We start from the raw sequence: 26,479 nt of genomic DNA, 5'->3' as shown, positions 1-26,479 counted from the left end.
GATGACTAAACCGAACATTCTGTTAGTCGTAATGGATTCTGTCTCAGCAGACCGTCTCTCCTGCTACGGATATCATCGGTCAACAACGCCAGAAATCGATGCGTTCGCTGAAAACTCGACAGTATATGAAAATGCTATAGCAAATAGTTCGTGGACCGTACCTACGCATGGTACACTCTTCACTGGCAGATGTCCGTCTGAGCACGGCGCCCATGCATGTCACAAACGATTCTCAGTACCAGACAGTTATGCGTTAGCCGGACGGCTCTCAGACAATGGTTATCGGACTGTTGGCCTATCTACAAACCCATGGATCTCAACCGATTTTGACTACGATACAGGCTTCGACGATTTCCAAGATGTCCGAGTGCCGCTACCCTTCGACACAAAGCGACCTCGTGAACTATACCAGCGAATTGATGATGAAGACTATGAAGGACTCCGCAAATATGTTGAAGCGGGGAAGTGGGCTTTTGAGGGGAATCCAATAAAGCGGACACTTAATACAATCTACGATCGACGGCAGCAGGACAATTATGCAAATGCTGATGTACTTAACGACCGCGTTGCCACCTGGCTGGAGCAAAATGGTGACCGGCCTTTCTTTATGTTTCTCAACTATATGGATGCTCATGAGCCTTACAATCCTCCCGAAGAATATCTTTCCAAGTTCAGAAAAGGTGATTGTTCAGCTGATATTGCGTGGCATCTCCGTTCTTTGAATGAGAAGTACAGTAGTAACGAAACCGAGTGTATCAATGACCGATACGATGCCTGTTTGAATTATCTTGACGAGCGTATCGGTGATCTCATAGAGTTACTCAAAAAGCGTGGTATGGCAGATGATACAGTCGTGATTCTAACTGCTGACCACGGAAAGTGTCTCGGGGAACACGATTATATGGGTGTAGGAACCTTCCTCTATGACGAACTCGTCCAAATTCCGCTTATTATTTCACATCCGGGGGAATCAGAACCGAAAACAGTCTCTGAATACGTATGTCAGATTGACATTCATAATATGATCCTTCGCTTGGCAGGAGTCGAACATACGCGGGGTCATCAAGATGGCGTGATTTCAGAGACACTCGGCCCACATCAGGATGTAACTGTTCATGACCAAACGCTACCAGAACAGGGGCTCCGTCGGATTGAAATGAAGATTACAACCTCATACGGGATCTTGCAACAGGAGAGATCACACAACCGACCTCTCTTTCCGAACAAGCATTAATAGCGTTAGAAGAAATTGAAGATAAATATGAGAAGAGACATAAACCAATCTATGACGAAAATGGTGAAGAAGAAATGAGTGCTGATGTTAAAAACCAGCTTGAACAGCTGGGATACCTCTAGAATTGAACCATGATTGAAGGAGTCGAAACCCGAGAATTAGAGGTCAATACTGACGAAAGGGGACACCTCGTTGAAATCTTCCGTGATGACTGGGATCTATATGATCCAGAGCCAGCGATGTCCTATTACTCACTCAGTTATCCAGGAATCGTTCGAGCGTGGCACAGACACACCCGTGGACAAGTGGATCACTTCATTTGTCCAAGCGGGCGAATCAAAGTCGGTATCTACGACGACCGGGACAGTTCGTCTACCCAAGGTGAAGTCAATAAATTCGTTATTGGGGAACACAATCAAACAGCGATTCGAATTCCAGGGGAGTGTTGGCACGGATTCAAAGTCGTAGGGAATGAGCAGGCGATTCTAATCAATTTCCCCACAAACCCCTATGACTATGATGATCCAGACGAAGAGCGGCTCCCCCCCCATACAGACGACATTCCTATGGACTGGGAGGAACAGCCACATTAAATATGAAAGGCGTTGTTCTCTCAGGAGGTACCGGTAGCCGCCTTCGACCGATCACTCACACAGGGCCAAAACAGTTGGTCCCTGTTGCGAATAAGCCCGTTCTTGAGTACGCAATCGAAGATCTCAAAGAAGCAGGTATCACCGAGATTGGTGTTGTTCTCGGTAATAAAGGCCGAGATGACCTCCAGAAACTCCTTGGTGACGGCTCTGAGTATGGTGTCGAGATCACGTACATTGTCCAAGGAAATCCACTTGGACTCGCGCACGCTGCCGGTTGTTCAAAAGACTTCGTCGGTGATGATGATTTCGTGATGTACCTCGGAGACAACATTCTCAAATCGGGCATAAACGACTTAATTAAAAGTTTTGAGGCCGGTAATTACGCTGCAGGCATCGCCCTTCAGAAAGTGAACAATCCGAAGGCATTCGGCATCGCAGATGTTGATGACGAGGGCAACGTCACGGAACTCATCGAGAAACCCGACGACCCGCCAACCAACCTTGCGCTTATCGGGATGTACGTCTTCTCATCTGAGGTCTTCGACGTCATCGACGATCTCGAACCGTCGTGGCGTGGCGAACTCGAAATAACGGATGCCATCCAGAATCTTCTCGAAGACGGCTACGAAATCGACTCTCACGTTGTCACAGGCTGGTGGAAAGACACTGGGAAACCAGAAGACATTCTGGAGGCGAATCGGCTTGTCCTCGAAGACAAGGTATTGAATACTGCTGGCGTCGTAGAAGACGGCGCAGAGACTGACGGCCCCATCGAGCTCGCTGAATCTGCAATTATTGAGGACGGTGCTGTCGTTCGGGGTCCAGTCTCCGTCGCAGAGAACACGACCATCAAGAGTGGGACGTACGTCGGCCCGTATACGTCAATTGGCGCGAACTCTACGCTGGAAGACATCCACATTGAGAATAGCGTTGTCATCGGCGACTCTGAAATTACCGCGAATGGCCGTATCGTCGATAGCTTACTCGGACGCAACGCTAACGTCGAAAGCGCGGACAATCTCCTTCCGGAGGGCCGCCGACTCATCGTCGGAGAGAACTCTCAACTCAAACTCTAAATATGCGCATCATCACCCACACCTGTCCAGCCTGTGGCACCGTTGTTGCAGCGAACGAACTCGAAAATAAGCGTGTGATGAAATGTCCGGGTCTCGGCTGTCAGGAAGTACTTCGCTTCGAGGATCTCCCTGAGGGCGCGCGCGCCCACTTCCTGGAGAATCGGAACCGCTACCAGATCTAACGTAATGCACCTCCGAGAGTTTCCACATCCCCGCGTAACGCCGGTTGTGGGGTCCAGTTCTGATTTTACTGTTTCGGCATCGAGAAAGCGTAGGGTCAGTCCTGTCGCATCTCGCTAGACGTTTTTCTCGATTTCTTACTAAGCAATTTCTCGCTGCGGCCGACACAATCGGAATCACTGCCCAGCGCACTCAGAGGGAAACACGCAAAGAATATGCAATATCGAAGAGACCGATAGTGTCATATTCGATCAGGTCTGCCAGTATTCGCTGGATCGGCGGGCGCAAGTCACCGTCACTCATTGATCCGTGAGCAACATAACCTCATTGTTGAACTGGGCATGCGACGTTAATTGTCGAGGAATCCGTTCGCACCACCGACAACCAGGACAGGCATATCATAGTGTTCCGACAGTAATGTAAATAGGTACTGCGAACACGGTCATAGTATGCAAATTCTCGTCACTGGTGGTGCTGGGTTCATTGGTTCGAACTTCGTCCATTACGTCCTCAACGAGCACGAGGACGACGAAGTCATCACGTTAGACGCGATGACGTACGCGGGCTCGAAGGACAACCTCGATGGCATTCTTGACGACCCACGCCACGAGTTCGTCGAAGGTGACATCCGTGACCGCGATCTCGTGACGGACCTCGTTTCCGACGTTGATGCAATCGTCAACTTCGCGGCGGAAACACACGTAGACCGGTCAATCGAAGGTGCAAAACCCTTCGTCACAACAAACGTTCAGGGCACCCAGAACCTCCTCGACGCTGCCAACGAGGCAAATATCAAGCGCTTCCTCCAGATCTCGACCGACGAGGTGTACGGCCAGATTCTCGACGGGAAGTTCTCCGAAAACGATCCACTCAATCCCCGGAACCCCTATTCGGCGACGAAGGCGGGTGCGGACCTCCTCGCACAGAGCTTCCAGACGACTCACGACCTTCCTGTCCTCATTACACGGACGTGCAACAACTTCGGTCCCCGTCAGCACCCCGAGAAACTCATCCCGAAATTCATCCAGAACGCTGCGGCCGGTGAGAACCTTCCCGTATACGGAGACGGATCGAACGTCCGCGAGTGGATCTACGTTGAGGATAACTGCCGAGCACTCGACGTGGTTCTCCGGAAGGGGAATGTTGGGGAGATCTATAACATCGGAAGTCACGCCGAAAAGACGAACCTCGAAGTCACCGAAGCGATTTTGGATGCTGTCGGGGCAGACGACGACCTGATCGAGTTCGTCGAGGATCGCGCCGGCCACGACCAGCGCTATGCACTCGAAACGGAGAAAATCGAAGCACTCGGCTGGGAACCGGAATACACGTTCGAAGAGGGCCTCGAACGAACCGTCGGGTACTACTTGGACTGACGATGCCTGCCGAAGAGAAACCGATCCCGCCGTCCGAGTGGCAGGCAATCGTAGAGAACGTGCCACTCGTCTCTGTTGACCTCGTCGTCGAACACAATGGCGGTATTCTCTTGGGCAAACGCGAAAACGAGCCCGCGGCCGTGTTTAGACGCTAGTAATATTGCCTAAGAACCGGGAATTCTAGGAACTGAAGCGAGCACAGTCGGATGTGCACTCCAAACTGGCCCGCTTCACCGAACGATGTGTCGCATTATCTCAAAAAGCTGTTGGGTACGACTCTCAGCCACCTATCAAGAAAGAGGAAGGAGGCTACGCAGATTGGGTGATTATCGCCATTCATGGTCTTCGAGAATACCTCGATCACACTTATCGTCAGTTGCTCGATGTGCTTCAAGAAATGCCGGATATTGTGGCTAAGCTTGGTCTTTCAGTTGATGAGCTGCCGCATTTCACCACGGTCTGTAGCCGGAAACAAGACCTCAAAATGAACGTCTGGCGGACCTTGCTAGCCCTCTCTGCAGATTTGTTTGATACTGGAGAGATACAGGCAATTGACTCGACAAGCATCGCACACCGATCTTCGAGTCATAATTACGCCAAACGGGTCAAAGGAACGTTTGAATCGGTGAAAACAACGATTCTTGTCGATTGCTCTACGAGAGCTATTCTTGATGTACACTGCTCAATGAATCTACCACACGACACACAAATTGCCTGGAAAGTACTGAAGCGAAATCTCAGTAACGTAAAAACAGTTGTCGCTGACAAAGGGTTTGATTGGGATGATCTCCGGCAAATGCTCCGAAACAACGGAATTAGACCGGTGATCAAGCATCGTGAATTCTACTCACTTGACGCCGCTCATAATGCTCGCATTGATGATAATACGTACCATCACCGTTCTATCGTGGAATCGATATTCGCCCTTCGGAAACGATTCGGCTCAACAATTAAGGCAAGAACGTGGTTTGGACAGTTCCGAGAGCTCGTCCTAAAGTGTGCGGTCAGAAACATAGAACAAACACTCACGGCCTGAATCAGCTGATATCGACCATCTAAACAACGCCCGAGCCCGCCAAAGGGGAATGGTTCGTGCCCGGTGGAACAGTACTGAAGAATGAAGCCCGGACTGAGGCTGTCCACCGCGTCGCCAAGGAAGAACTCGGAGAACCTATCGTCATTGATGGGTGCCTTGGCACCTACGAGCACTTCTACGATAGGTCCGAGATTCAGGGTGTGGACTCTAAACACTACGTGGCGACCGCGTATCGCTGCCATCTCGAACACGACGAGCCCGATCTCTCCGGCGACGACCAACACAGCGCGTTTGACATCTTCCGTCCACCGTTCAACGACCTTCATCCGTACGTTGAACGATATCTTGACGACCTCTAAGCCAGTACTTTGACTACCGAAGGCCTCGCTCACGAAGCACCTTCCCAAAATCTTCTAACAATCCCCAACAATCCGACTGAGCCTGACGTCTCGTGTCAAATATCCGTTCTTCCGCAGTTCCTCTGACTGAATATAATCGTAAACGGACGGCGTGAACTCTCCTTGGGGGGTCACCAATGGACTGCATTTCGAACCCCAACGAATTCGGTTCCGGATTTTAAACGACTGACCCATATCGATAATCCTGCACTAAATATCACCATGCATTCTTGCTTGAGTGGGTTCGTGACGTACATTCGCTAACTAACCCATTAAATATACAAATATATTTTAAACTCTAGACACAAATCAGACTTGGCGTAGAAATGCCCCCGGTGCTACTACACCGGAGACTACGCTGCCTCGCTATGACAGCAAACCAAAGTAACAGTGTTGACAGTGAAAACTCTGTCTTTCAGCCGTTCGAAGGTGGGGATGACACGTCGGTCTACGTCCACCAAATCGTCAAGATCATAGAACTCGCCAATGAAACCACAGGAACCACGACCCGCCGAGACATCATCGAAGAGGTCAGAATCTCGTTCACTGAACTAAACACCATCCTCAACTGGCTCAACAGCGAAGGGTACATTGAACGACGTGGGACAGCCCACTGAGGAAATCCACCTGACGAGCAAAGGAACACTACTCGTCGGAGGGCTGGATGACTGACGTCGAGTGTGGACACGCGATTCCGATGGAGCCGAAAGCGGTGTTCGACGCGATCTCGAACGGCCGTCGGCGACGAGTGATTCTCTCTGTCGATAGGGAAGACGCCCCGGTCACTACCAACGAACTCTCGGTCGAGATTGCGGCCCGAGAGAACCGCGTTGACCCGAGCATGGTAACGGGAGAGCAGCGTACTCGCGTGTACGTCGCGCTCGTCCAGAACCATCTCGGTACCCTCGACACCCTCGGTGCAGCTCGCTTCGACGACCGATCGAAACAAGTGTTCCCGACGGAGGCCACCGGCCCGCTCGCTCGGTTGATACGCCAGATCACCACCGACTGTTACACACCGACAGGGGCAGGTGACTGATGTTCAACACCTTGTTCCCTCCAACACCCTCGAATCCACGAGGTGAGCCGAAATGACTGATTCGAGTTCGGGCCGCGACAAGATCCCACCGGCGAAGCGGGAAACGATTGAAACACGACGGCTTCGAGTGTCAGACGTGTGGTGAGGCAGGCCCACGAGCAGGTGGGACGGCGACCCTCCACGTACACCACAAGGACCCAGAGCCGAAGGACCGAGACCGCCACGACCTGCGGAATCTCGTCACGCTGTGTGACGACTGTCACTGGTGGGTACATAACCGCCCGACCGGTGATGAACTGCCCATTGGCTTCTCGACCCCGGATCGACGTGTCCTTCTCCCTCACGACTACATCATCCTCGGGGTTCTGCACCGAAACGGCCCGCTGTCTACGACCCAGGTGCACGAACGGATCGGTCTGAGTCTTTCCGCACAGACGGTCCGCGAACGCCTGTGGATCTTGGCTGGACTCGACTACGAGGTCGAATCCCGAAGCACACCACTCGTTGGCAAGGACGCCGTCAGCGGTGATTGGGGACTACTCGATCAGGTCACACTGCCGGAACGCGGCCGGATTCCAAATGACATGCGCACCTTCATGCAGCGCATCCGCGACGAGTTTGTCCGGCAAGCCGTCGCTCGCGGGTGTGACCGACAGACGATCGCGGACGTCTTCGGTGTCGTCGAGCGCACCATCTGGTACCGACAACGCCGTGCGCAGGCGTATGAGTTTCCGCTCGGAGCGCTGTTCGATGGTGAGGTTCCGACTAAGAATCATCACGGAGGCTCAACGACGGAGGACCGACCTCTGAATACTGGCTCGAATCCCAGTGAGACGTCCAGTAACTCCAAGCATACACCACCCAACTCGGGCACATCGGATCTGGGTGAACCGGACGAAGTCTGGGGGACGACTACCGAGACCGCGAACGACGACTTCGAGACTTTGCTCGACAAGCTCGCTTGGCAGTCCCACTAAACAGAACGGTCTGGCCGTGATCACACCGGATTCAACAATTTCGGACATCCACCAGTCATCTTCCATCCAGAAACGTATCTCTCTGTCGTGGATACCATTCTCCTGGGTCGAACTGACCATCGAATACGATATTGGATGAGATGTAGCATATTCACTCGGCGGCACGACACACGACGAAGTGTGTGAAACAACGGGATGATCGTCTCGTGGCCGATTTGCACGCTGTAATCAACCATGTTCTACAGACGTCTGCTAGTGATACGCGAGTGTGAATTCGACGTGTCCACATCCATCGGCTACTGGGTACCGAAGCTGTACCGGCGTGAACTCATCGACCCTTACACAGAGGGGTACGTCCCGCGGGATTACTCCCTCTATTTCCACGAGATAGTCAAGAGCGACGGTCACACTCCCGTTACCTGCAGAAAAGCTCAGCAGGTCGTTCGAACCGAACTCAAAGTGGAACGAGTCCCGTTCGGTGTCCACCCACCCAGAGAATACGTCGGTCTCGCCGTCCACGCTGAACGCGATCTGATCGCCTGCGATCTCCGCAAGGTTGAGCGGGACAGATAGCTCGTGACCAGAGAGCGTTACTTCACCCACGTGTTCGATGTCGCTCTCATCGAAGGGTCGAGTTACCGTCTCCGGGTCGATGAGCTGGAACCTGTAGGTGAAGCCGTCCGCAGAGAGGACGACGGTCTGCGCCTCGGTGATCGTGATATCGATGACAGCGTCCCAACTGACCAGGTCGAGAAAGGTAGAGACCTTCGCCAAGTCGATGCCGGTCTCCATCGGCTCCGCTCGGTAGGCGTCGAACGCCGCACTCGACACCGCCACGTCAGCGATCGCGGCTCTTGCCTTGTCGGTCGCATGTATCTCGATCCCCTCCGGCTTGACTCGTAGCAACTCAGAGCCGTCGAACACCGTCTCTGGAGCGACGATCGCATCGAGGACCTCCCGAGAGACAGTGGCGTGTAGCAGGTGACTGTCGGTAGATTGGCTACTCATTCTCACCACCGTCACGACGGGCTACGCTGGCCGCCCGGACGTCGGACTCACTCATCGGTCGGTCGCCCCTGCACGCGTGTAGGTCGTGTTCACGATGGCTATCAGTACCTCGTAGAACGGGACGTCCAGACGCAGTCCGTACTCCGGCGACCGTGCGCGATTGATGAGCGTGTGGATGTTGTAGAAGAGCGTCCCCAGGTTCAGCAGGAACAGGCGGAGCGAGGGGTACGGCGTCCTGGTGACCGGGCTGTGGTCGTGTTTCAGCTGTCGGAAGAACGTCTCGACGTTCCAGCGGTTCTGGTAGCGCTCGTAGATGCTGTCGAGGTCGGTCAGGTCCGGTGAGAGGTCCGTGAGGAACGCCATGTGGGTGTTCCCGCCGTCCGTTCTGACCGCTTCCGGAATCGGATGCACGTACAGGTTTGGATTCGGAGTTACATCTGAAAACCCGACGCCACGCTTGAACGCCGATTCACCGACCGGCGTCGAGTCGAGCAGTGTCGCCGCCTCACCCTTGCGCTTGGCTCGAATCACCCAGTTCAGCCCGGCGACAGTGCGACACATTCGAACCGCGTCCCCGTCGTAGAACTCCCGGTCGATGTGAACGCGTCCGACACCCCCGACCTGTTCGGCCTTCCGGAGGAGATATCGTAGTTGCTCCGTCGTCTCACTCTTCTTCTCGACGAGGTCGATTCCGAACGCGAACCGGGCATCGCGCTCGGAAACACACAGGCCCGCGAACAGCCAGCCGATCCCGGACTCCCCCTGTTTCGGGTTCTCGATGAGCTTCAGCTCACCTTCACGCCCCTCGTGTTTCCCGTCCCACTTGACCCACGAGGTGTCGAGGGCGTAATCGTAGTCGCGTGCGAAGAACCCGAGATCTGACGCGAGGTCGATGAAGCGCTGATTCACGTCGGTGAACATCCACAGCGTCTCTGCCGGGGTAACACCGCCCAGGAGGGAGCTGACCTGCGCTGCGGAGGGGATGTCCTCGGTGTCGTAGTACCAGGCCGCCGTCGGCCGCGAGGACTTCAGCCCGTTGACCAACGTCGCCTGTGCGACCGCTGCCACGATCTCTCTGACTGTGTACTGCATGTTGGATGCCCGGTCGAACGAGATCGGCGCTAACAGCTTGTCCAACACGTGATCGATCCAGTTCTGAATCGCGGTTCGACGCGTCCCACCCGCAACTGCACGCTCATCGATGTGGGGTAGGTGGTCCAGCGCATGGGCTTCGACCACGTCTTGGGGTGTCACAGTGGTCCAGCGGAACACCGCATGCACCGCTCGCGTCGCCGCCGCACGGATGGGGTCGCGGTACCCATCCTCTTCAAGAGCAGCACTGGCACGCCAGAACGAAGACTGATCTGGAACCGTTTCGAAGCCCAGTAACCGAGCGGTGGCAGTTGCCTCCACCAAGTGTGTTCGAAGGGCAGGGTACGAATTCATCTTCCACGCGTCGTGGACGAGCAGTGCCTTGACGTACTTCTCCGGTTTGGGCAGCTCCGAAACGGAAACGCCCTCTTCTGTGAGCGCCCTGTCCGCAACGGCCAGGAGTGCCGAATCGAATGCCGTTGGCGAGGCCGAGGATCGACCGTTCCACAGAAACAGTGGCCCCCCAGTCGCTTCCTGACGCATACGATCCGCGAATTTGACCGTCAGATGTGCACGATGAGAGAGTTCCTCGACATCGTCTACCGGGTGTTCGATGTCGATGTCCCGTCCGCGCTCCTCGACCGGGCCGTACGACTCTTTTCTGGGGTTATGCTGGTAGGTGAAATCCACCTCAGTGTCGCCGTTGGGACCCCCGTACAGGTCGTCCACATATGCGTCGGAGTGGGTTCCGTGCCCTCCCTCGACTGTTCTATCCGTCATTGTCACGAACTCCCGCCCACTGACCCATAACAGATAGCCCCACCCCTTGCAAGGATTCGACCACGCACAGCACCAATCTAGGAGCCGATTTCTCCCGGACAAACCCGCTGTTGAGGGGCAAACGTATTTACCAGTCGGCATTCGTGCCCCGCTCGACATGCACCGGCACCTAACTTGAAACTGGAGACTCAGTCTCTCTACTGCTCAATAAGAGCCGATACGTTTCTGCGCGAACTGGCGGCCCTGCGGGTCTGCAAAGATCAGTCCAAACGGAGCAAAACTGCCTTCGGACCATGGGCGGCTGTGAGCACGTTGCGGAGACTGTCAGTACGAACGTCAGATTTCCCGTTCGGACATAGTGAGGACATTGCGTGCGTAGCCAGGGAAGTAGGTGCGTGCGTACACACTCACGTACACGGGTACGTACACAGTTACGTACGTGAGCACGGACTCACTTGTGTACGCGAGCATGTACGTACCCACGCACAGCTCACTGCACGCCCGATTTCTCGGCTTCGAACCCACTCTCGTCCTGTGTGGACCACGCCACAGCGACGCCCACAACTGGTTCCGAAGATTCCATTTCATTTCGACCGCCTTCGAGGTGGATTTCCGAAGCCACTTCGGGGCGGAAGCTTTCGCATACAGGTGGCTTTCTTCTACACGCACTGTCCAGCAATGGTGAGGACGGATAATCGATAAAGCGGTGATAGGGGCCCTCTATCCACAGATTGCTGTCGGCGTACTCCCAGCCCACCAACTCGTGTAGGGTCGTGACAAGTGGAGATGGAACTCGCTGAGGGCAGAGGTTTATAAGTAATCGGCGATTTTGCCGGTTCACCTCACAGATGAAAGACGAAGAACCAACGTCGAAACCGATCACCGAAGCGTTGACCCAGAAGCTTGGCAGGTCCGCACCAGCGGTCCGTGAACAGCTCAACGAGTTCCACGACTGGATGCTGGCAAGAGGGAAAGACCCAGAGAGACGAAAGGGCCTGTCGCCCTCGCTCTCGACGAACTACCACGCACGGATCGATCAACTATTCAGATTCGCCATCGACCGAATGGAACTGTCGAACCCGACGGAGCTCACGCACGAGCAGGCGGACCTGCTGGTGACGTGGCTTGACCGAGATGAGATACGAACACGGGGTGGTGAGCCGTATTCCGAGTCCAGCAAGCGCAAGTTTGCCGACGTGTTGCAGAAGTACTTCGCCTGGCGGTACGACCAAGGAGACATCGCCGAACCGTGGCGACCGCGGATCAACTTCACCGACGGCGAGCACGAACACGCGGATCGACTGAACTTCGAGGAACGGTGGCAGGTGCTGCGAGAGGCGACACAGTACGGGTCGCTCCCCGCGTACTACGACACGTCCGAGCGCGAACGCGAGCAAATCGACGGCCTGGTGGCCCAGCGACTCGGGAAGCCGAAGCAAGACGTCACCCGGAAAGACTGGGAGCGAGCGGACACAAGCGCGAAGGTCGGGTCCCTGGTGGCTGTCGGGCTCGAAACCGGCGTCATCCCGATCGAAGTCGGGCGCGCACGGGTCAGTTGGTACGATGCGAAGCGGAACGTCCTCAAGATCCCCAAAGAGGAGGCTGGGAAAGACCGACCGACGTCAGAACTCCCACTAACAGAGGCAACCGGGGAGCTGCTGACCAGTTGGCTCCAAGAGCGGCGACACTACGAGAAATACGACGGCTCCGACCGCATCTGGCTCAACCGCGACGGGAACCCGTACGACTCGAAGAATCTCTGTTACCTGATCAGGCGGCTCTGTGACGAGGCCGACATCGACCACGAGAATCGGAAGATCGTGTGGTACAGTCTCCGGCACAACTTGGGGCAGTCGATCGAAGAGACAGAGGACATCTCACAGGCGCGTGACCAACTCCGGCACAAAGAAATCGAGACCACGAAGCAGATCTACGGGGAGTCGTCCATCGAGAGTCGCCGACACACCCTCGAAAAGGTCAACGAGACAGCCCAGCGAACCGCCGAAGAACCCGGATTCAACCCGTACTCGGATGATCCAGCTGTCTCTCAGAAGCGAGAGAAATCCACGGGTTCGACGGGCGGGGTCCCGCCTAAACACGTGGACGTGTTCATCGACGACACGTCGGACGAACGGGTTGAGCTAGCGCGAAAAATACTGTCAGAGGAACTCTGACCTGCTTTTTACGGTCATGATACTCCCCCGGTCCGGAACCGGGTAATGAACAGTAGACCTGCGAACTGAGCAGACATGGGTAGATACTTTCCGCGAAACACCGTTGCTCTGGCGTATGAACATTGATTTGCAAAAGTGGCTAAAAATGTTCCAGAGAGAGTGGGAAGACAAGCCGATTGAGTATCTTGATGAGTCGGGGAATTGGCAAGAAGATTTTGATCCGTTGTTTGGATCAATCTCTGATGTGATTCAGTCACGAGACTATGAACTCTCAGTAGCCGAATTACAGCGGATCAGTCAGTGGAAACTCCAGAGTAGTCGGAATGATTCAAATATTAAAGAAAACACCGATGAAGCAGTTACCCAACAGTTCCAATCCGCAATAGCAGCCTCTACAGATAGAGGAGCCATTGATGCACTGACCGAACTTAGCGGAATCGGTGTTCCGATGGCGTCCACGATGCTGACCGTAGCTAAACCGTCACACTATGCGATTATTGATTATCGGGCGTTTAGAGGTCTTGCAGGAGCAAACCCCGAGATAGTCGAGTCACCACAGTATGCTGACTACGCCGAATTTTTAGACCACTTCAGAACATACCTGAAGAATCCAGAGGCATATGAGTTCTATATGGATCACGTCCGAGAAATCGCTGATTCTGAGGATATGTTAGCAAGACAGGTTGATATGGCCCTTTGGGCGTTCGATAAAGAGATGGCATAATTGCTCTACCCGATACGTGATTCGCCTGTACTTACCACGCGGCAGTGGCTGTGTCGCCAGCTTCTGGCTCGAACGGGGGGTGACTACGAGTGCGTCCAACCAGACGACCGGGCGCTTACTCTGGCCGTCTTCCGGAAGGAGATGATGCCTATGTGGGCGAGCCGACTGTGTTCCCCGTGGCCGTTGATGTCCCGGTTACTGACCCGTGCGGTCTCGTTGTTCGTGCCGTATCGCTATTCCATCCGGTCCAGCGCGTTCTGACGGTCCTCCACCGGCGTCTGGTCGTACTTCATCGTCGTCTGCGGGCTCTTGTGTCGGAGTTGTGTCTGCGCCGCCGCGAGGTCCTCTTCTCGGGTCATGTACGTCCCCGTAGAGTGTCTGATGGAGTACCAACTCATCTGTCGGTGCTCGTAATCGATCCCCGCCTCGTCACACAGCCGTCTGAGGATCTGCCGGAGCGACGACGACCCGTAGGGATTGCCGAACCTGGTCAGCCAGAGTTTGTCGGTGTCGTCGTACTTCGAGTCGGTCTCGCGCTGTTCCAGCCAACGGTTGAGCGTCTCGGCCGTTCGGTCCTGGAGGCCGACGATCCAGTGGCCGGTGTTCTTCGAGGAGTCTTCTTTCGGGATGCGGAGAACGGCGTTGTCGATGTCCACCCAGCTCGTCACGGCGCGTTCGACCTCGATCGGTCGGAGCGCCGCATCGAGACTCACGGAGACGAGACTCGGGATCTTCCAGCTGTTTGCCCGGTCCCAGTCGTCACGAGTGATCTCGGACTTTGGCTTCACGAAGCGCTGTGCGAGGTAGGCCTTCCACCGATCGCGCTCTGCTGCGCTGAGGCTGTTGTAGGACGGGACGCTTCCGTGTTCCATCGCCGCCTCTCTGATGATGCCGCGCTCCTCACGAGTCAGGTAGTCGCGCGGCTCGGTCGTCTGGTGCCCGGTGCTGAACGAGAGTTCGGGGTCCCACTCGTCAAGGCCCTGCTGGTGGTGTCGCCACTTGTAGAGCATCTGGAGCGCTTTCCGGCAGTTGTCCTTGTGAGCGTTGGTCAACTCCTGCAGAGCGAGATATCTGAGGTAGGCGTCGGCGTGCTCGTGCGTGACGTTCGTGGTGTAGCCGTTCTCCTGCTCCCACACCCACCGGTAGAATTGATCCATCCGATGGGACCTGCATTTGACGGTCGTGTGTGCGTACCCGTCGGCTTTCTTCGGGTCCTTGCCGAAGACGCGGAGCCATTCGAGGCACTGCTCGCGCTGGCTTCGGTAGTCGATCCGCTGGCGCTCGTTGAGGATATCAGCAGAGGGTTCAGGGACGACTGTTATCCCGTCGAGAGGGGTGGTTGCCGTTTCGGATTTCTTCATTGCCGGGCACCCCTCTGGAGACCTAGGTCCTTGTCCCATAGAGAACTGATACCCAACAAACCGCAAGACAGCGCGGGGATCGTGTTGTCTAAGGTACTTGCCCGATAACAACCGCTTATCGCAAGACGGCGTCGGGGTGATTCGGTTCGATGTAGGTGATTGCCCGTGGACATAGTTTTATTTCACTAGTGTACACAAACGAAAACTGCAGGACAGGGGCGGGAAGGGAATGCTCCGACAGGGATTCGAACCCTGGTCTTTGCCGTGAGCAGACAAACACATAGCTGAATTCAGTAGATTGTATATGTCGGCTCAATCCAACTGCACTCACAGGCAATAATCTGTGTTCTTTTTCAGTTCCTGCCCATGTATGGCCGAACACAGTTGAAAACGAGGTTACAGGCGTTGAGTCGGATCGAAAAGAGAACCTAAACGACCGAGGTGAGAGCCGCTATGTTAATGCGATAACTAGATTGAACGATACTCCCTTATGGGTAACCGATTCGAATTAGGTATTAAGATACCACTTGCTCCGACCACAGAATGTATCGCGCCGCCCAACATCCTATACAACTAACCGCTCTCATCCGTGCTCCCAATCGAACACTTCCTCGTCGCCGTCCTCCCCATCACCGCCTACGTAATCGTCCGAGACCGACAGCTCCCCCCACCGAAACTCGTCGGACTCACATTCGTCGGGAGCCAGTTCCCGGACCTCGTCGACAAACCACTGGCTCACGTCCTGCACGTCCTGCCCTCCGGACGCGTCTTCATGCATTCACTCCCCTTCGCACTCCCTATCGCTGCCGTGGCCATCGCCTACGGCTGGTGGACAGACCGACCACGACTGGGCACCGGCTTCGCGTTCGCATACCTGTCACACCTCGTCGCCGACAACTACCGGACACTCCGGCCCCCGGATCCACACATCTCTCCAGACTTGCTGTGGCCGTTTCGACAGCCGATCACACGACCACCGATCCCCTACTGGGCAGGCCCGGGGTCGATCAATCTTGCCCTCTGGACGGCGTTCTCGATAACTGTCCTCGCAATCTGTACGTACCTCCTCATCTGCGACGTCCAAACTCACTACCGTCAGTAAGCAAGCCACAGCGACGCCACATTCAATCGAAACACCGAACCACCGACACGACTTCTCGACCGGTTTCCTGCCAGCCACAGCCAGTCCAGCCGGCCTCGCTACGCGCATACTGCCCATCGGGCAGTGACTCGACGGAGACTTCTGTCGCGGACCTCGCATCGGGTCGAAGACAACATCAAACGCGCGTCCTGTAGCGACCATCCCTTCACCTCGCCACGACAAGCGCACGACCGACACGGCCGTGTTGCTGTTCCAACTCGTATCGTCCGGCCAGAACCAGGTACGTTCTTTTCGCTACCCAGCCATCCGGGCTGGCACTACACAGTCCACCATTACGGGCCGTTGGCCCCATTGTGTGGTTCTCCTGGCGCCACACGTCTCGGCGTCATCACACGAGCGAAAGGCCACCGCGAATGTGTGGACCCATGCGTGTGGTCGGTGGGACACGGAACATGTGGGGCGATCAGCCCCGGTGCCGTCTCGCACCGTCTCTATTCACGCGACATCTGAGTTGGACCCGCAACCGGCATCACGATTCCCAGTGCCTATCACCGAGACACGGCTATCGATCACCTGACGTCACATTGACCCAGAGGTGTAGCTCCCGATAGGCCGCCGATCGGTTTAGCGATTGACTCGGATCGCCGCGATACAGCAGATACTGTAATCGAAGCCGTTCCCCAGTCATCGAGGGTGCAACCGAATGCTGGCGATGCCACGTCTCGTTATGCTCCACTGTCGTCTGGAACCGACGCAACTCCGTCGCTTCCCGTATCCGTGTCTCGTTGTCGACGATATCCACCCGCTGGATCTCGGCGATCACCGTATAGTTCGTCCGTTCGTGTTCCTGATTGCCGATCCCGACCACCAATTCGCGACTCTCTCCAGGCTCGAATTCAGTCGGATAGTCGTCGGCGACCAGGTCCCCGGTTTCGTTCTCGGTCAGCAGATAGAACTCGGAGAACGACTCGCCCTGTTTGGGCACGGCAACGGCATAGCCGACACTGCTCACAGCCAGCAACACACTCAGAACCAGCACCACATTCAGAATTGCGTCAGTCTGTGATCCAGGATTAAACAACTCGTCGTACCCGCTCTGATACCAGTCTCGATAGGGGACCTGAAAGCGCTCTTCGACAGGGAGTTCCCACCGACGACGGGCAGCGATCCCTGTCAAGACGAGCGTCACGCCACTCACGGCCACCATGATTGGCGCCAGTCGGATCCCCCACGGCGTGAAATTCAACACGAGGCCGATGAGCGGCACCACGGCGATACTGAGTCCGAACGACAGCGCGACACGTTCGATTCCGTCAATGCCGCTATCGCGTGTCGTCTCGCCCTCCGCTGACTCCTCGTCATCGTCCACCGTCGGTGACTCGCCGGCTTCCGGAAAGAGCGCAGCAATGAGCGCATAGCCAGGAACGAACAACACCAGTGGCAGTCCGAGGATAATTCTCACAGGCGACTCCCGAACTACCGGAAGGAAGACAGCCCCGTTGGTCAACACCACCAGTACGACCACCGCTGCGAGGTCGGCAGGCAACCGGCGGACTGGACGCGGGATGCGCATCCAGAGGCTCCGTCGGCGTGACATCTACCCGGTTCAATGTGAGTTCCTGATAAAAATGTCGCGGTCGGTCGAAGCCTACCCGTCAGTCTCGGAGCTACCAAGCAGGTCAGCTGCCCCCTCGACGGCAGCGCTGGCTGCCTCGCTATCGATCTGTGCCGCGAACGTCGCTCGCTCGTATGCCTCCGCTACTGCAGTGAGTGCTGCGTGGTCGAGCTGTTCGACGTTCGCCCGACACGCCGAGAGGAACTCGTGGTGCGTGAGAGAGTCAGAAAGCTCGGCACGCTCTTCGAGTTGTCTCCGTATCGCTGCGTAGGCCGCGATCGTCGCCGCTTCCGCGTCGTTTGCCGAGAGCGCCGACCGTGCGTGGGCAAGCCACTGCTGTGACTGGCTCCGTTCCTCGCTCTCGGTGCCTACATGCTGCGTGGTCGACACATCCGCGGGTGACGCCCCAGAGCTCGTTTCTCGTCGCGTCCACTGCCACGCCGCGAGCAGTGCACAGACTCCGAGTCCGACTCCAGCGAGGATCTCTATCGTCGAAGTGCCCAGGAATCCATCAGCTGAGCCGTCACCAGAGCCGCCGAGTGCCTTCATCCGGACGCTCGTTTCCACGCGACTGTCTCCGAGATTGGTCCCACTGCCGTCGAACCGTGCCGTAACAGGGACCGCCGAGGTGTTCTCGACATCGGCCGGCTGGACGTCGTCGACGGTCACCTGATACCGCCCATCGTCACTCGTCTCAACTGATCGGACGGTGCCACCCACAGTGACGGTCACGGTCTGCGCACCGACCGCGATTCCCTCTGACGTCGCAAGACGACCGTTGACACGCACGGCAGCACCACGGTGTGTCGCAGTAACCGTCAGGGTAGTCTCTTTGCCGGTGATGGTGATGGGTGCCGTCGTCGACCCCTGTTTGATCGCTCTCCCGGCACGGGCATGTCTCACTCGAATGTCCTGTGAGCCTTCGGGGACCGTCGCTGTGACGCGTGAGGCAAGTGTGACGCGGCCGGAACCGCCTGTCGCACCTCTGACTGTGCTGGGACCCAGTGACGCCTCGACGGGAAGCGACGGCACGACCCGTCCATCGACTGTCGCGACGACTCGTGTCTCGACAGTGTCGCTGTACCCAGCCTGCGACGGACTCGTCGCGATTTCAAACGAGGGCGAGACTTGTGAGACGTCGACCGAGATATTCGTCGACGAACCCAGATAGGGCGATGTCCGCTGGGGGATCGTCCGGAGAGTCACGTTGGTCGCGTCGACAGGTAGTGAAACCGGTCGGTAGGTCACAGTAAAACGTCCATTAGAGTCGGTCGTCGTCTCGTACGCTCGATTGTAGACCACGACCTCCATGGACTGGTTCGCGACTGCACTTCCATTCTGCAGGGTCATTAGACCGGAGATGGCTATGGGATTATCGAATGCCACGGCGGACCCGTTCGTCTCGACGTCGACCCGTGTTTCGGCGAATGTCTCGGTCCGAACCGTTTCCTGCTGTGCAGTGATCTCCCGTGTCGTGTTCGACGTCGCTGCCTTCGCTTCTTGCGTACTAACACCAGTCCCGTTCGTAATCGTGGTATAGTCCCGACGCAGCGATTCGTTGAGCGTCGTCACTCGTTCAGAAAGCCTCTCGAGTTCGCGAGCATGCTCACGCGAACCCGAGATATCCCCACGCGCTTTGGCCTCCTGATACTCGTCGTACGTCTCCCGATAGGATTGGGTCGCATTCGCGTATTCCTGCTGTCGCTCGCGCGTCTCACGGAGTGTCTCGACGACTTGGTCGTCCTCGGTTCCAGCAGTCTCGCCGGCGACATCGACGTATTGCTCGAGTCGAGAGTTGTATTCATCACCGAGCACAGCACGAGCCTGGTCGTATTCACCCTGTGAGATTTCGACCGCACTGCCCTCCACGCGAGACGTGAGTCGTCGCTCGAGCCAGGCACTCACCTGTTCAGCGTCGCCTTGCTGCGAGACTTGCTCAGGATTTTCGTGTTGCTCCGTCGTCTCGTTGGACGGCGTGGTCTGTTGGGCGACCGGCCCCGACAGATGGTCACCAGACCCTGTCGCGACTCCCGGTGTCACGAATCCGACGAGGAGCGCCAGCACGACAGCCACCACTACCGCCGTGGTGCCGGCGTGCCCTGGCCCCGTTTGTTGCACACTCCTTCGGTATCGGTGCTGAATGAAAAATCCACGTATTGCCAACCGGTACGACAGTGCGACCGTTCGAGACACGGCCTACCGATAGTGTGAATCCGCCCTCGATGCTCTATGGTTGAACCATCGTTTTGACTTAGTCTTACTCAATACCCGAAGATATGAAAACTGAATAACAAGTGTACGCCTGAAATTCTATTGTCATGAATCGGGTAGATAAACCGGCATACTGCTGAACCCCCTCTCAACCGGTTCGAATGTTATTTTCTACCACTTATCGTTTGGTCACGACATTAATGTTGATGTGTGAGAGGGGACTCAAAATTACTTACTTATATTCAGCGAATTTATAATCAAACTCGAAAATACTGGATCACAAACCCACAGTAGATGATTCGACTCAAATATTCGAATATAGTTGTCTAATTATGAGATCTATTTACGCAAATGCAGTTTCAGAACTCTTCACTCATGATCAAATGGTGGTAAAAATAGTCGACTCTCACTCGTGGAGCCATTCGTACCACTCACCGAGATCGACGAGTTGGTTTTCAACTCCCTCGACGCCATACTGATTAAAAATCTCGTCAACGGTTCGAGCAAGTCCTTCTGGGTCTGTGTCTGGTAGGTTCTGTTCGTAGTAGAGAAAGATACCCGCATGGTCGTACTCGTGGTGCAGCGGCTCAAAATCCTTTGCGTTGTTGGTCACGAGGACGGCCCCAGACTCACCACACCACGACACCAGTTCCTTGTCACTCGTGTATTCTCCGAATTGATCTTTCGCCTGTGCAACCTCGTGTCCGCGCTCTCGAAGCAGTCGTTCGAACACTCGACCGACGTGTTCGTCAAGGAGGATCTGAGCGCCCGTCACTAGACGGTCTCTTTGGGTTTGAGTGACGTCTCTTGCATCCGTTCGAACGCTGCTTCGTTCTCCGCTTCGAGCTCACGCATCTCGTCGATGTGTGCATAGTAGTAGGACAGAGACTCGTACACCTCTGCAAGAGAGACATCCAGTTGATCCCCGACGTGAGCGGGAGACTGCCCTCTATCGATTACCCGTGCAGCCACATGGCGAACGCCGATACGCGTGCCGTCGATTCGAGGCTCGCCACCGAGCACATCGTCGTCACGGGCGATACTCATATGCTTCGATAGACACTCTCGTCGGTTATATTTTTCTGGCAGCCGATCTGTCACGCTCGATCCACAGGGACACTGACGGAATCGGTCTTGAACTCCCCACAACTTGAATCGCGTTCCACGCACTCCTGGCAGTAGTGGTGTCCTCGGGCTCGGCAGTGTATTTGAACGCTTCCTTGACCACTATCGGTTGGTTGGTCGTGTCTAGACTTGAACGTTTGGTTGAGCTGGGCGTACGGCTGTATCCCGCCCTACTGCGCTACTCGCTCGCTCCGCTCACTACGTTGCTCTTTGAGGAGGGGACTAATCCTGTAACACTTAACTACGCCTCCCCCGTTCGGAAACCCACATGGAGGTGACGCGCCGATACTGGGTGGTCGTCGCAGTCCTCGTCGCACTTTGCGCGTGGGCGTTCGTTCTCGAACGCCCCATCGTGCTCGTCGGGGCCGGGATCATCGGCGCGTGGCTCCTCACGCGACAGTATCGGTTCATCAGCTCGACGAACGAGACAGTCGATGCACTCTCGGTCGAGCAAGACCTCGATCGAACTCGACTGACGGCCGAGGAAACGACGGTGGGCAGACTCACCGCACGGACCACACACCCTGTCGACGTGCACGTCCAGATTCAGACGCAGCCGCCAATCGGCAGCGACGGGGGAAGCACATCGTCTTCGCTCGAACCCGGCGAGACACGCTCACAGGAGTCGTTCACACTGTCCTGGCCCATCGCCGGCCAGTTCGAGTTCGACGAACCCGTCGTAACCGCCACCGATTCACTGGGTCTGTTCCGAGTACGGACCACCCGTGGCACCACCCCGACGGTCACCGTCGAACCGCGTGCGCCGCGCGAGATCCACGTCGGCGAAGGTGGCGAACAACTCGCAGCCGGCTTCGGTGAACACTCGACAGGCAAGACCGGGAGTGGACTCACCCCGGCAGAGGTCCGGCGGTACGTCGCTGGTGACAGTGCTCACCAGATCGACTGGAAGGCCACGGCGCGGCTGAACGAACCCCACGTCCGCGAGTTCGAAGCCGAGACCGATCTCGAAACTGCTCTATTTGTCGATCATAGAGCAACGATGGCGACCGGCCGCGACGGGGAAACCAAACTCGATTACGCTCGCCAGCTCGCCCTCGCGCTCGTCGAGAACGCCATGGAACTCGGTGACCCGCTCGGGTGGTACAGTATCGGCGATGGCGGCATCGCTCACAGAGCCGAACCGAACGCAGACGAGAGCCATTACCGGACGATTGCCCAGCAGCTGCGAGCCCTCGAGCCAACGACCGGCCCCACCGACGCTCAGTCCGCTGAGCCGATGGACCCGGCCCACGCACGCCGGACGGCCAACCACCTCACTGACGACAGCCCGTTCAGTGCCAAACTACATCCCTTCTTCGCTGCGGGTGACCAGTACGTCCAGCGTATCGCCGAGCAACCACTGTTTGCCAGCCTCAGGACGGCGGCAGTCCAACTCGATGGCTCGATCCGGACCATCATCATCACCGACGACGAGCACCCCACAGAACTCCGTGAGGCGGTGAAAGTCGCCCGCCGTGGTAACGGCCAGGTGGTCGTCTTCCTCACCCCGAGCGTCCTCTACGACCTCGACACGCTGGGCGACCTGGACGACGCCTACCGACGGTACACGGCGTTCGAGGAGTTCCGCCGGGAACTGGCTGCCCTCGAACGCGTCAGTGCGTTCGAGGTGGGCCCCAGTGATCGACTTTCGGCCGTGCTCTCTGCTGGAAACCGGCGCCGGAGGGTCGAACAGTGACGTCGACGTCGGCGTCCGAGTCCGTCGATGACGCAGATTCGTCGACGACTCCGTTCGGGCTGGGCGCTGCCTTGCTCGAGGAGAGTCGATGGGACACGGAGCGAAGTCCATTCGGGGGTATCGCTCTCCTGACTGTGCTGGTGGCGTTCTGGCAACTCGGCGGTGCCCTCGGCATCATCGCCTGGATCGTCGTCGCACTCAGTTGGCTCGTCTTTCCACCGATCGTCCCCGTCGCGATCGGGCAGTTCGCACTCGTCGCCATGACGGCAGCAGATACCGGTCTCGTCGGGCTGCTTCCAGCCGAAGCCACGCTCGGTGCCCTCCTCGTCGCAGATGTGTGGTCTGACACCGGATCCACCGCTGCCGCAGTCGCGTTCACGGGTGTGGCTATCCTGAGTGGGGCGACCATACTCGTGTTCAACTCCCGTCTCGAGTTGCTCGAGACCATCGTCGGACTCCTGCTCCTGTTTGGGGCGGTCTCCTATCTCTGCTACCGGTTGTTGCTGGACCTCGACCTGCTGCTGGACGATACAGACAAGACAGCGGTTGCGTGACCGTTCGATCACAGTCGAGTACGAGAACGCTGACAGGAGTCGCTGTGATACAGACCGATAGCGCATATCTCCGTCTCTATACGGAGGTTGAGCGGTAGGCATAGTTGGTCAATCCACGAGTCCCGCGATAACTGAAGCTCCAAGGAACTGTCTGGTTAAGGGAGTGAGAAGTGCTCATGTGACTCGCAGACCTCCTCAGAGAGACGTTAGACCAGGACAGCCAAGACGAGTGGGAGAATGAGCGCATCCCGACACCCATCCGACGGTTTGTGGTACGTCTCCATACGGCGGGGCTGTCGATCAGAGAGATGGGTGCTATCTTAGATCTGCTGGGTGTCGTTCGTTCTCACGGTGCGGTTTGGTACTGGCTCATACTCTGTCCGAGGCTCAGCGCGACCCGCCGATGGCACAGCCGTCGCGGGTCCCGGTTGACGAGAAACAATTCGAAGTAGATGGCGAAAAGAAGTGGGTGTACGCCGCCGTCGATACTGAGTCAAAGTTGCCGCTTGAGATCGACTTGTCCAGTCGCCGTGAGACTGACCCCGCGGCGTTCACGAGAATGCAGTTCTCGTACAGCCCATCAGAAATCGCAGATTTCTGAGGACGGCGTTCCTGCATCGGCTCACCGAGAAACACGATGTTGCCGAGTCAGAGTTTCTCGTCGATGCTGCGGGCTATTTGACTGCCCTCGCTCGTCACGATTAAAGCGGCCGGCTCGAATTCCACATCCGGGACCTCATCAAAAAATAGTTCCAGACTGTGACCCTGCGAATCGACCGCTTTCACTCTGTCTGGAGGGGCAGCCAATCCAGCGCGAAACAGTGATTACGCCGCTTCAGACACCACTATAACCGCGAACGACCGAACCAAGCACTCGGCAGCCGAACGCCAGCTGAAATCATATAGAACTAGAAAGCGCTCAACCAGAAATACACTATAGCTTAAGACTGCGTAAGATCGAAATATACAGATTTAAATTGGGGAATAGGTATATACTGTAGGGAAATACCCATCAAAAATTTAATCGTGTATATGAATATTCCCTATCTGTAATTAAAATGGGCAAAAATTGAGGTTATATGTCCTTTCTGATTCAACTCTGGTCTAGAAACGTCTGTACCTTGTCGAAAAACTGCTTGGACGGCGACGAACGAGATGAACCGACCAGATCATCACGACCGATGACAGGATGGTGTCCACACGATGGGCTTCTCTAATACTAATGCCTGACGAGAGGCCCAGTACAATCGCTTCGTTGGAGCATCCGACAGCCGCGATGAATGTGACTCGACTTCACGGACGAGGTCGGCGGCGACTCGATGTCTGAAAGACCAGGAACTGTGGTGATTGGAGGAACGTGTTCCCAGAATGTCGGGGCTGCAGAACCTCCCTGACCATAACACGGGTACGTATGTTATTGTGCCGAGTGAGTAAACTCGAAGTCAGATGGATCAAGTCCAACTTCGTTGGTGAAATTACGGGTTCTGACGTTCCGATTCTTTCCCTGCAATCGCGCTCGGTTGAGTGTCCTTTTTTTGCATGACGGTCTCCCGTTCTGTATTTCCAATCTCTGTTGACGCCGGTGTCTAAGCCCAGACTGTGCTGCGGCACTCACTGTAGGCGATATGTAGAGGACACACATCCACAATATTCGCCGAAACTATTGGGAGGTGAAGAGAGTGGTTTTACTCCGATTGATCGCAGGGGCTCACCCTGTCATCCATCTCTAGAATCCGAACCGATCATATCGACCAATCGGAAATTCGACCGTCCAACTCAGACAGATTCAAACGAATAATGACTGCGTTTTCTGAATTCTAGAATATTAATTTAACCAGTAACATTCAGAAATATTCGAGTGTCCTGCAATACGTATTGCCGTCTAGATTGTTCATGAACGAAAATTGCATCCAGAGTGTGAGAGCGACTCCCACCCGAGAATATATTCCTGTATTCTATCAACTTATATTAAATCAAAACAATCTTAAATATGCATCATCGGCTAATTGCATTCAATTACAACACCCCGAGTATTCTGGTCGAAGACTAATCGACCGTGATTTTGAGATTCGTATTGCCCGATATTGCGTCCCACCAGCGTGACATCTGCGAGAAGGCTGTGCGGTGGGTCGCGCAGGTCAGGTGCTTTCGTGTTCACCGAGGTTATCGGGGGCACGCTCGGAGAAGACATGGGTTGCGGAGTTCGGGGAAACTATTTATATGTGGAGTGATACACCCAAAGTGAGTCTCGAATGACTGTAGGCAAGCTGCTAGACACACCGTCTGGTAATTCAGTAGTTGTCGCTCTCGACCATGGACTATCTCTGGGCGCTCCGGAGGGATTCGAGAATCCACCCGAAACCCTGGATAAAGTGATTTCCGGAGGTGCAGATGCCGTTCTTGTCGGTCCGCACTTTGCGCGCCGGTATCAAGATCGGCTATCCGACGCAGGAGTCGAAGTCGTACTCACTGCAGACGTGGTCACATGGTCCACGAGTCCGGGCAGAGAGCACGACGAAGATCTCTGGACACCGGCGTTCGATGCCGAATTGCTGAAAGACCTTGATCCGGCCGGTGTAAAGACAGTGCTCGTCTTCGGTCGGGACGACAATGATATTTTCCAGAAGAACATCAAGTATGTCGCCGAATTAGCCGAAGATCTCCGTGGTACTGGCATCCCGCTCGTTGTCGAACCAGTGATGTGGGGCCAGCGCATCCCTGATCAGCTCGAGACAGACCCAGCGTACGTGGCTGACGGGTTGCGAATGGGATGGGAGTTCGGGGCGGATATACTCAAAGCACCGTATACGGGTACGAGAGAGTCATTCGAGCCGATAGTCTCGAATTCACCAGTTCCAGTGATGATCCTTGGCGGGCCCGCGTCCGGTGAGACACGAGAAATGCTAAAATCGGTCGAGGATGCCATCGCGTCTGGCGCCCGTGGGCTAATGATTGGACGAACGGTTTGGAAATCAGAGGATCCCGCCAAGACAGTCGCTGCACTCACTCAGATCGTTCACGAGGGTGCGACTGTGGAAGAAGTCTGGGACTAAATACGGCCCGCAAAAGGCGGAGCAGTTTCACTGGTCCATCATAAACTTATTAGCGTATTCCCACGGTTGTTCTTG

General features: G+C 55.9%; 22 protein-coding genes and 3 pseudogenes. 18 read left to right on the top strand and 7 right to left on the bottom strand.

All coding sequences use genetic code 11. The features are described from left to right. The first annotated feature begins 1 nt into the window (after window position 1). The 11 genes and pseudogenes from P1N55_RS09080 to P1N55_RS09035 all read left to right on the top strand — a co-directional run bounded on the left by P1N55_RS09080 (window position 2) and on the right by P1N55_RS09035 (window position 7,909). Complete coding sequence (locus tag P1N55_RS09080) at window positions 2–1,234, top strand: sulfatase (RefSeq protein ID WP_276278581.1); 1,233 nt, start codon at window positions 2–4, stop codon at window positions 1,232–1,234. 131 nt (window positions 1,235–1,365) lie between these two features. Further along, the gene (locus tag P1N55_RS09075) at window positions 1,366–1,827 is read left to right on the top strand and encodes a cupin domain-containing protein (RefSeq protein ID WP_276278580.1); all 462 of its coding nucleotides are present in this window, start codon (window positions 1,366–1,368) and stop codon (window positions 1,825–1,827) included. 2 nt (window positions 1,828–1,829) lie between these two features. Further along, on the top strand, window positions 1,830–2,903 hold the full coding sequence (locus P1N55_RS09070) for a glucose-1-phosphate thymidylyltransferase (protein ID WP_276278579.1): 1,074 nt from the start codon (window positions 1,830–1,832) through the stop codon (window positions 2,901–2,903). Between the two features lie 2 nt (window positions 2,904–2,905). Beyond that, window positions 2,906–3,085, top strand: coding sequence for a hypothetical protein (locus tag P1N55_RS19705; protein ID WP_346430015.1), 180 nt, complete (start codon window positions 2,906–2,908; stop codon window positions 3,083–3,085). 447 nt (window positions 3,086–3,532) lie between these two features. Continuing rightward, entirely contained in the window at window positions 3,533–4,459 is a 927-nt protein-coding gene (gene rfbB / locus P1N55_RS09065; RefSeq protein WP_276278578.1) for a dTDP-glucose 4,6-dehydratase, read from the top strand. Window positions 4,460–4,461: 2 nt separating this feature from the next. Next, window positions 4,462–4,596, top strand: a pseudogene (locus tag P1N55_RS09060) (NUDIX hydrolase); the annotation flags it as partial. 71 nt (window positions 4,597–4,667) lie between these two features. Further along, on the top strand, window positions 4,668–5,495 hold the full coding sequence (locus P1N55_RS09055; RefSeq protein WP_276278576.1) for an IS5 family transposase: 828 nt from the start codon (window positions 4,668–4,670) through the stop codon (window positions 5,493–5,495). A 32-nt stretch (window positions 5,496–5,527) separates the two neighbouring features. Beyond that, window positions 5,528–5,854 (top strand): annotated as a pseudogene (locus tag P1N55_RS09050) (NUDIX domain-containing protein); the annotation flags it as partial. Window positions 5,855–6,261: 407 nt separating this feature from the next. Next, a complete protein-coding gene (locus P1N55_RS09045) occupies window positions 6,262–6,510 on the top strand; it encodes a hypothetical protein (RefSeq protein ID WP_276278575.1) in 249 nt (82 codons plus the stop codon). A 47-nt stretch (window positions 6,511–6,557) separates the two neighbouring features. Continuing rightward, complete coding sequence (locus tag P1N55_RS09040) at window positions 6,558–6,932, top strand: DUF7344 domain-containing protein (protein ID WP_276278574.1); 375 nt, start codon at window positions 6,558–6,560, stop codon at window positions 6,930–6,932. A 107-nt stretch (window positions 6,933–7,039) separates the two neighbouring features. Next, entirely contained in the window at window positions 7,040–7,909 is an 870-nt protein-coding gene (locus P1N55_RS09035; RefSeq protein WP_276278573.1) for an HNH endonuclease signature motif containing protein, read from the top strand. Between the two features lie 252 nt (window positions 7,910–8,161). Here P1N55_RS09035 and P1N55_RS09030 read toward each other — a convergent pair whose 3' ends face one another. Together P1N55_RS09030 and P1N55_RS09025 are read right to left on the bottom strand one after the other, a co-directional pair. Next, a complete protein-coding gene (locus tag P1N55_RS09030; protein WP_276278572.1) occupies window positions 8,162–8,917 on the bottom strand; it encodes a beta clamp domain-containing protein in 756 nt (251 codons plus the stop codon). Window positions 8,918–8,968: 51 nt separating this feature from the next. Then, window positions 8,969–10,789: a transposase gene (locus P1N55_RS09025; RefSeq protein ID WP_276278571.1), complete on the bottom strand. Its 1,821-nt coding sequence runs from the start codon at window positions 10,787–10,789 to the stop codon at window positions 8,969–8,971. Between the two features lie 848 nt (window positions 10,790–11,637). Between P1N55_RS09025 and P1N55_RS09020 the strand changes: the two genes are divergently transcribed. Together P1N55_RS09020 and P1N55_RS09015 are read left to right on the top strand one after the other, a co-directional pair. Next, window positions 11,638–12,963 carry a tyrosine-type recombinase/integrase gene (locus P1N55_RS09020; RefSeq protein ID WP_276278570.1) on the top strand — a complete coding sequence of 442 codons (1,326 nt, stop codon included), beginning with the start codon at window positions 11,638–11,640 and terminating at the stop codon, window positions 12,961–12,963. Window positions 12,964–13,078: 115 nt separating this feature from the next. Continuing rightward, window positions 13,079–13,687, top strand: coding sequence for a hypothetical protein (locus P1N55_RS09015; RefSeq protein WP_276278569.1), 609 nt, complete (start codon window positions 13,079–13,081; stop codon window positions 13,685–13,687). Window positions 13,688–13,920: 233 nt separating this feature from the next. Here P1N55_RS09015 and P1N55_RS09010 read toward each other — a convergent pair whose 3' ends face one another. Beyond that, the gene (locus P1N55_RS09010; RefSeq protein ID WP_276278568.1) at window positions 13,921–15,048 is read right to left on the bottom strand and encodes a tyrosine-type recombinase/integrase; all 1,128 of its coding nucleotides are present in this window, start codon (window positions 15,046–15,048) and stop codon (window positions 13,921–13,923) included. 589 nt (window positions 15,049–15,637) lie between these two features. Here P1N55_RS09010 and P1N55_RS09005 point away from each other — a divergent pair. Continuing rightward, window positions 15,638–16,150 (top strand): metal-dependent hydrolase, encoded by a 513-nt coding sequence (locus P1N55_RS09005; protein WP_276278567.1) that lies wholly within the window; start codon window positions 15,638–15,640, stop codon window positions 16,148–16,150. Window positions 16,151–16,712: 562 nt separating this feature from the next. Here P1N55_RS09005 and P1N55_RS09000 read toward each other — a convergent pair. From P1N55_RS09000 to P1N55_RS08985, 4 genes are all read right to left on the bottom strand, one after another. Beyond that, on the bottom strand, window positions 16,713–17,747 hold the full coding sequence (locus P1N55_RS09000; RefSeq protein WP_276278566.1) for a DUF1616 domain-containing protein: 1,035 nt from the start codon (window positions 17,745–17,747) through the stop codon (window positions 16,713–16,715). A 51-nt stretch (window positions 17,748–17,798) separates the two neighbouring features. Beyond that, the gene (locus P1N55_RS08995; RefSeq protein ID WP_276278565.1) at window positions 17,799–19,883 is read right to left on the bottom strand and encodes a hypothetical protein; all 2,085 of its coding nucleotides are present in this window, start codon (window positions 19,881–19,883) and stop codon (window positions 17,799–17,801) included. 499 nt (window positions 19,884–20,382) lie between these two features. Beyond that, window positions 20,383–20,751, bottom strand: coding sequence for a DUF5615 family PIN-like protein (locus P1N55_RS08990; protein WP_276278564.1), 369 nt, complete (start codon window positions 20,749–20,751; stop codon window positions 20,383–20,385). Next, window positions 20,751–21,023 (bottom strand): DUF433 domain-containing protein, encoded by a 273-nt coding sequence (locus tag P1N55_RS08985; protein ID WP_276278563.1) that lies wholly within the window; start codon window positions 21,021–21,023, stop codon window positions 20,751–20,753. The genes P1N55_RS08990 and P1N55_RS08985 overlap by 1 nt, the downstream gene beginning before the upstream one ends. Before the next feature lie 346 nt (window positions 21,024–21,369). On the opposite strand from P1N55_RS08985, the gene P1N55_RS08980 reads away from it, so the two are divergent. From P1N55_RS08980 to P1N55_RS08965, 4 genes and pseudogenes are all read left to right on the top strand, one after another. Beyond that, the gene (locus tag P1N55_RS08980; protein ID WP_276278562.1) at window positions 21,370–22,797 is read left to right on the top strand and encodes a DUF58 domain-containing protein; all 1,428 of its coding nucleotides are present in this window, start codon (window positions 21,370–21,372) and stop codon (window positions 22,795–22,797) included. Continuing rightward, window positions 22,794–23,351 carry a hypothetical protein gene (locus tag P1N55_RS08975; protein WP_276278561.1) on the top strand — a complete coding sequence of 186 codons (558 nt, stop codon included), beginning with the start codon at window positions 22,794–22,796 and terminating at the stop codon, window positions 23,349–23,351. The genes P1N55_RS08980 and P1N55_RS08975 overlap by 4 nt, the downstream gene beginning before the upstream one ends. A 182-nt stretch (window positions 23,352–23,533) precedes the next feature. After that, window positions 23,534–24,257, top strand: a pseudogene (locus P1N55_RS08970) (integrase core domain-containing protein); the annotation flags it as partial. Between the two features lie 1,346 nt (window positions 24,258–25,603). Beyond that, the gene (locus tag P1N55_RS08965; RefSeq protein ID WP_276278560.1) at window positions 25,604–26,404 is read left to right on the top strand and encodes a class I fructose-bisphosphate aldolase; all 801 of its coding nucleotides are present in this window, start codon (window positions 25,604–25,606) and stop codon (window positions 26,402–26,404) included. Window positions 26,405–26,479: the final 75 nt, after the last annotated feature.

The sequence above is a fragment of the Haloarcula regularis genome, from assembly GCF_029338315.1.
GTDB classification, from domain to species: domain Archaea; phylum Halobacteriota; class Halobacteria; order Halobacteriales; family Haloarculaceae; genus Haloarcula; species Haloarcula regularis.
Note: the sequence above shows the minus strand (reverse complement) of the source record. Positions and strands in the feature narration are given on the sequence as shown.

Bases quoted from the DNA above. Each gene is read 5' to 3' on its own strand.
- rfbB (WP_276278578.1), top strand. From the start codon at position 3,533: ATGCAAATTCTCGTCACTGGTGGTGCTGGGTTCATTGGTTCGAACTTC.
- P1N55_RS09030 (WP_276278572.1), bottom strand. From the start codon at position 8,917: ATGAGTAGCCAATCTACCGACAGTCACCTGCTACACGCCACTGTCTCT.
- P1N55_RS08985 (WP_276278563.1), bottom strand. From the start codon at position 21,023: ATGAGTATCGCCCGTGACGACGATGTGCTCGGTGGCGAGCCTCGAATC.
- P1N55_RS09070 (WP_276278579.1), top strand. From the start codon at position 1,830: ATGAAAGGCGTTGTTCTCTCAGGAGGTACCGGTAGCCGCCTTCGACCG.
- P1N55_RS09075 (WP_276278580.1), top strand. From the start codon at position 1,366: ATGATTGAAGGAGTCGAAACCCGAGAATTAGAGGTCAATACTGACGAA.
- P1N55_RS19705 (WP_346430015.1), top strand. From the start codon at position 2,906: ATGCGCATCATCACCCACACCTGTCCAGCCTGTGGCACCGTTGTTGCA.
- P1N55_RS09080 (WP_276278581.1), top strand. From the start codon at position 2: ATGACTAAACCGAACATTCTGTTAGTCGTAATGGATTCTGTCTCAGCA.
- P1N55_RS09045 (WP_276278575.1), top strand. From the start codon at position 6,262: ATGACAGCAAACCAAAGTAACAGTGTTGACAGTGAAAACTCTGTCTTT.
- P1N55_RS08980 (WP_276278562.1), top strand. From the start codon at position 21,370: ATGGAGGTGACGCGCCGATACTGGGTGGTCGTCGCAGTCCTCGTCGCA.
- P1N55_RS09025 (WP_276278571.1), bottom strand. From the start codon at position 10,789: ATGACGGATAGAACAGTCGAGGGAGGGCACGGAACCCACTCCGACGCA.
- P1N55_RS09015 (WP_276278569.1), top strand. From the start codon at position 13,079: ATGAACATTGATTTGCAAAAGTGGCTAAAAATGTTCCAGAGAGAGTGG.
- P1N55_RS09040 (WP_276278574.1), top strand. From the start codon at position 6,558: ATGACTGACGTCGAGTGTGGACACGCGATTCCGATGGAGCCGAAAGCG.
- P1N55_RS08965 (WP_276278560.1), top strand. From the start codon at position 25,604: ATGACTGTAGGCAAGCTGCTAGACACACCGTCTGGTAATTCAGTAGTT.
- P1N55_RS09010 (WP_276278568.1), bottom strand. From the start codon at position 15,048: ATGAAGAAATCCGAAACGGCAACCACCCCTCTCGACGGGATAACAGTC.
- P1N55_RS09020 (WP_276278570.1), top strand. From the start codon at position 11,638: ATGAAAGACGAAGAACCAACGTCGAAACCGATCACCGAAGCGTTGACC.
- P1N55_RS09000 (WP_276278566.1), bottom strand. From the start codon at position 17,747: ATGTCACGCCGACGGAGCCTCTGGATGCGCATCCCGCGTCCAGTCCGC.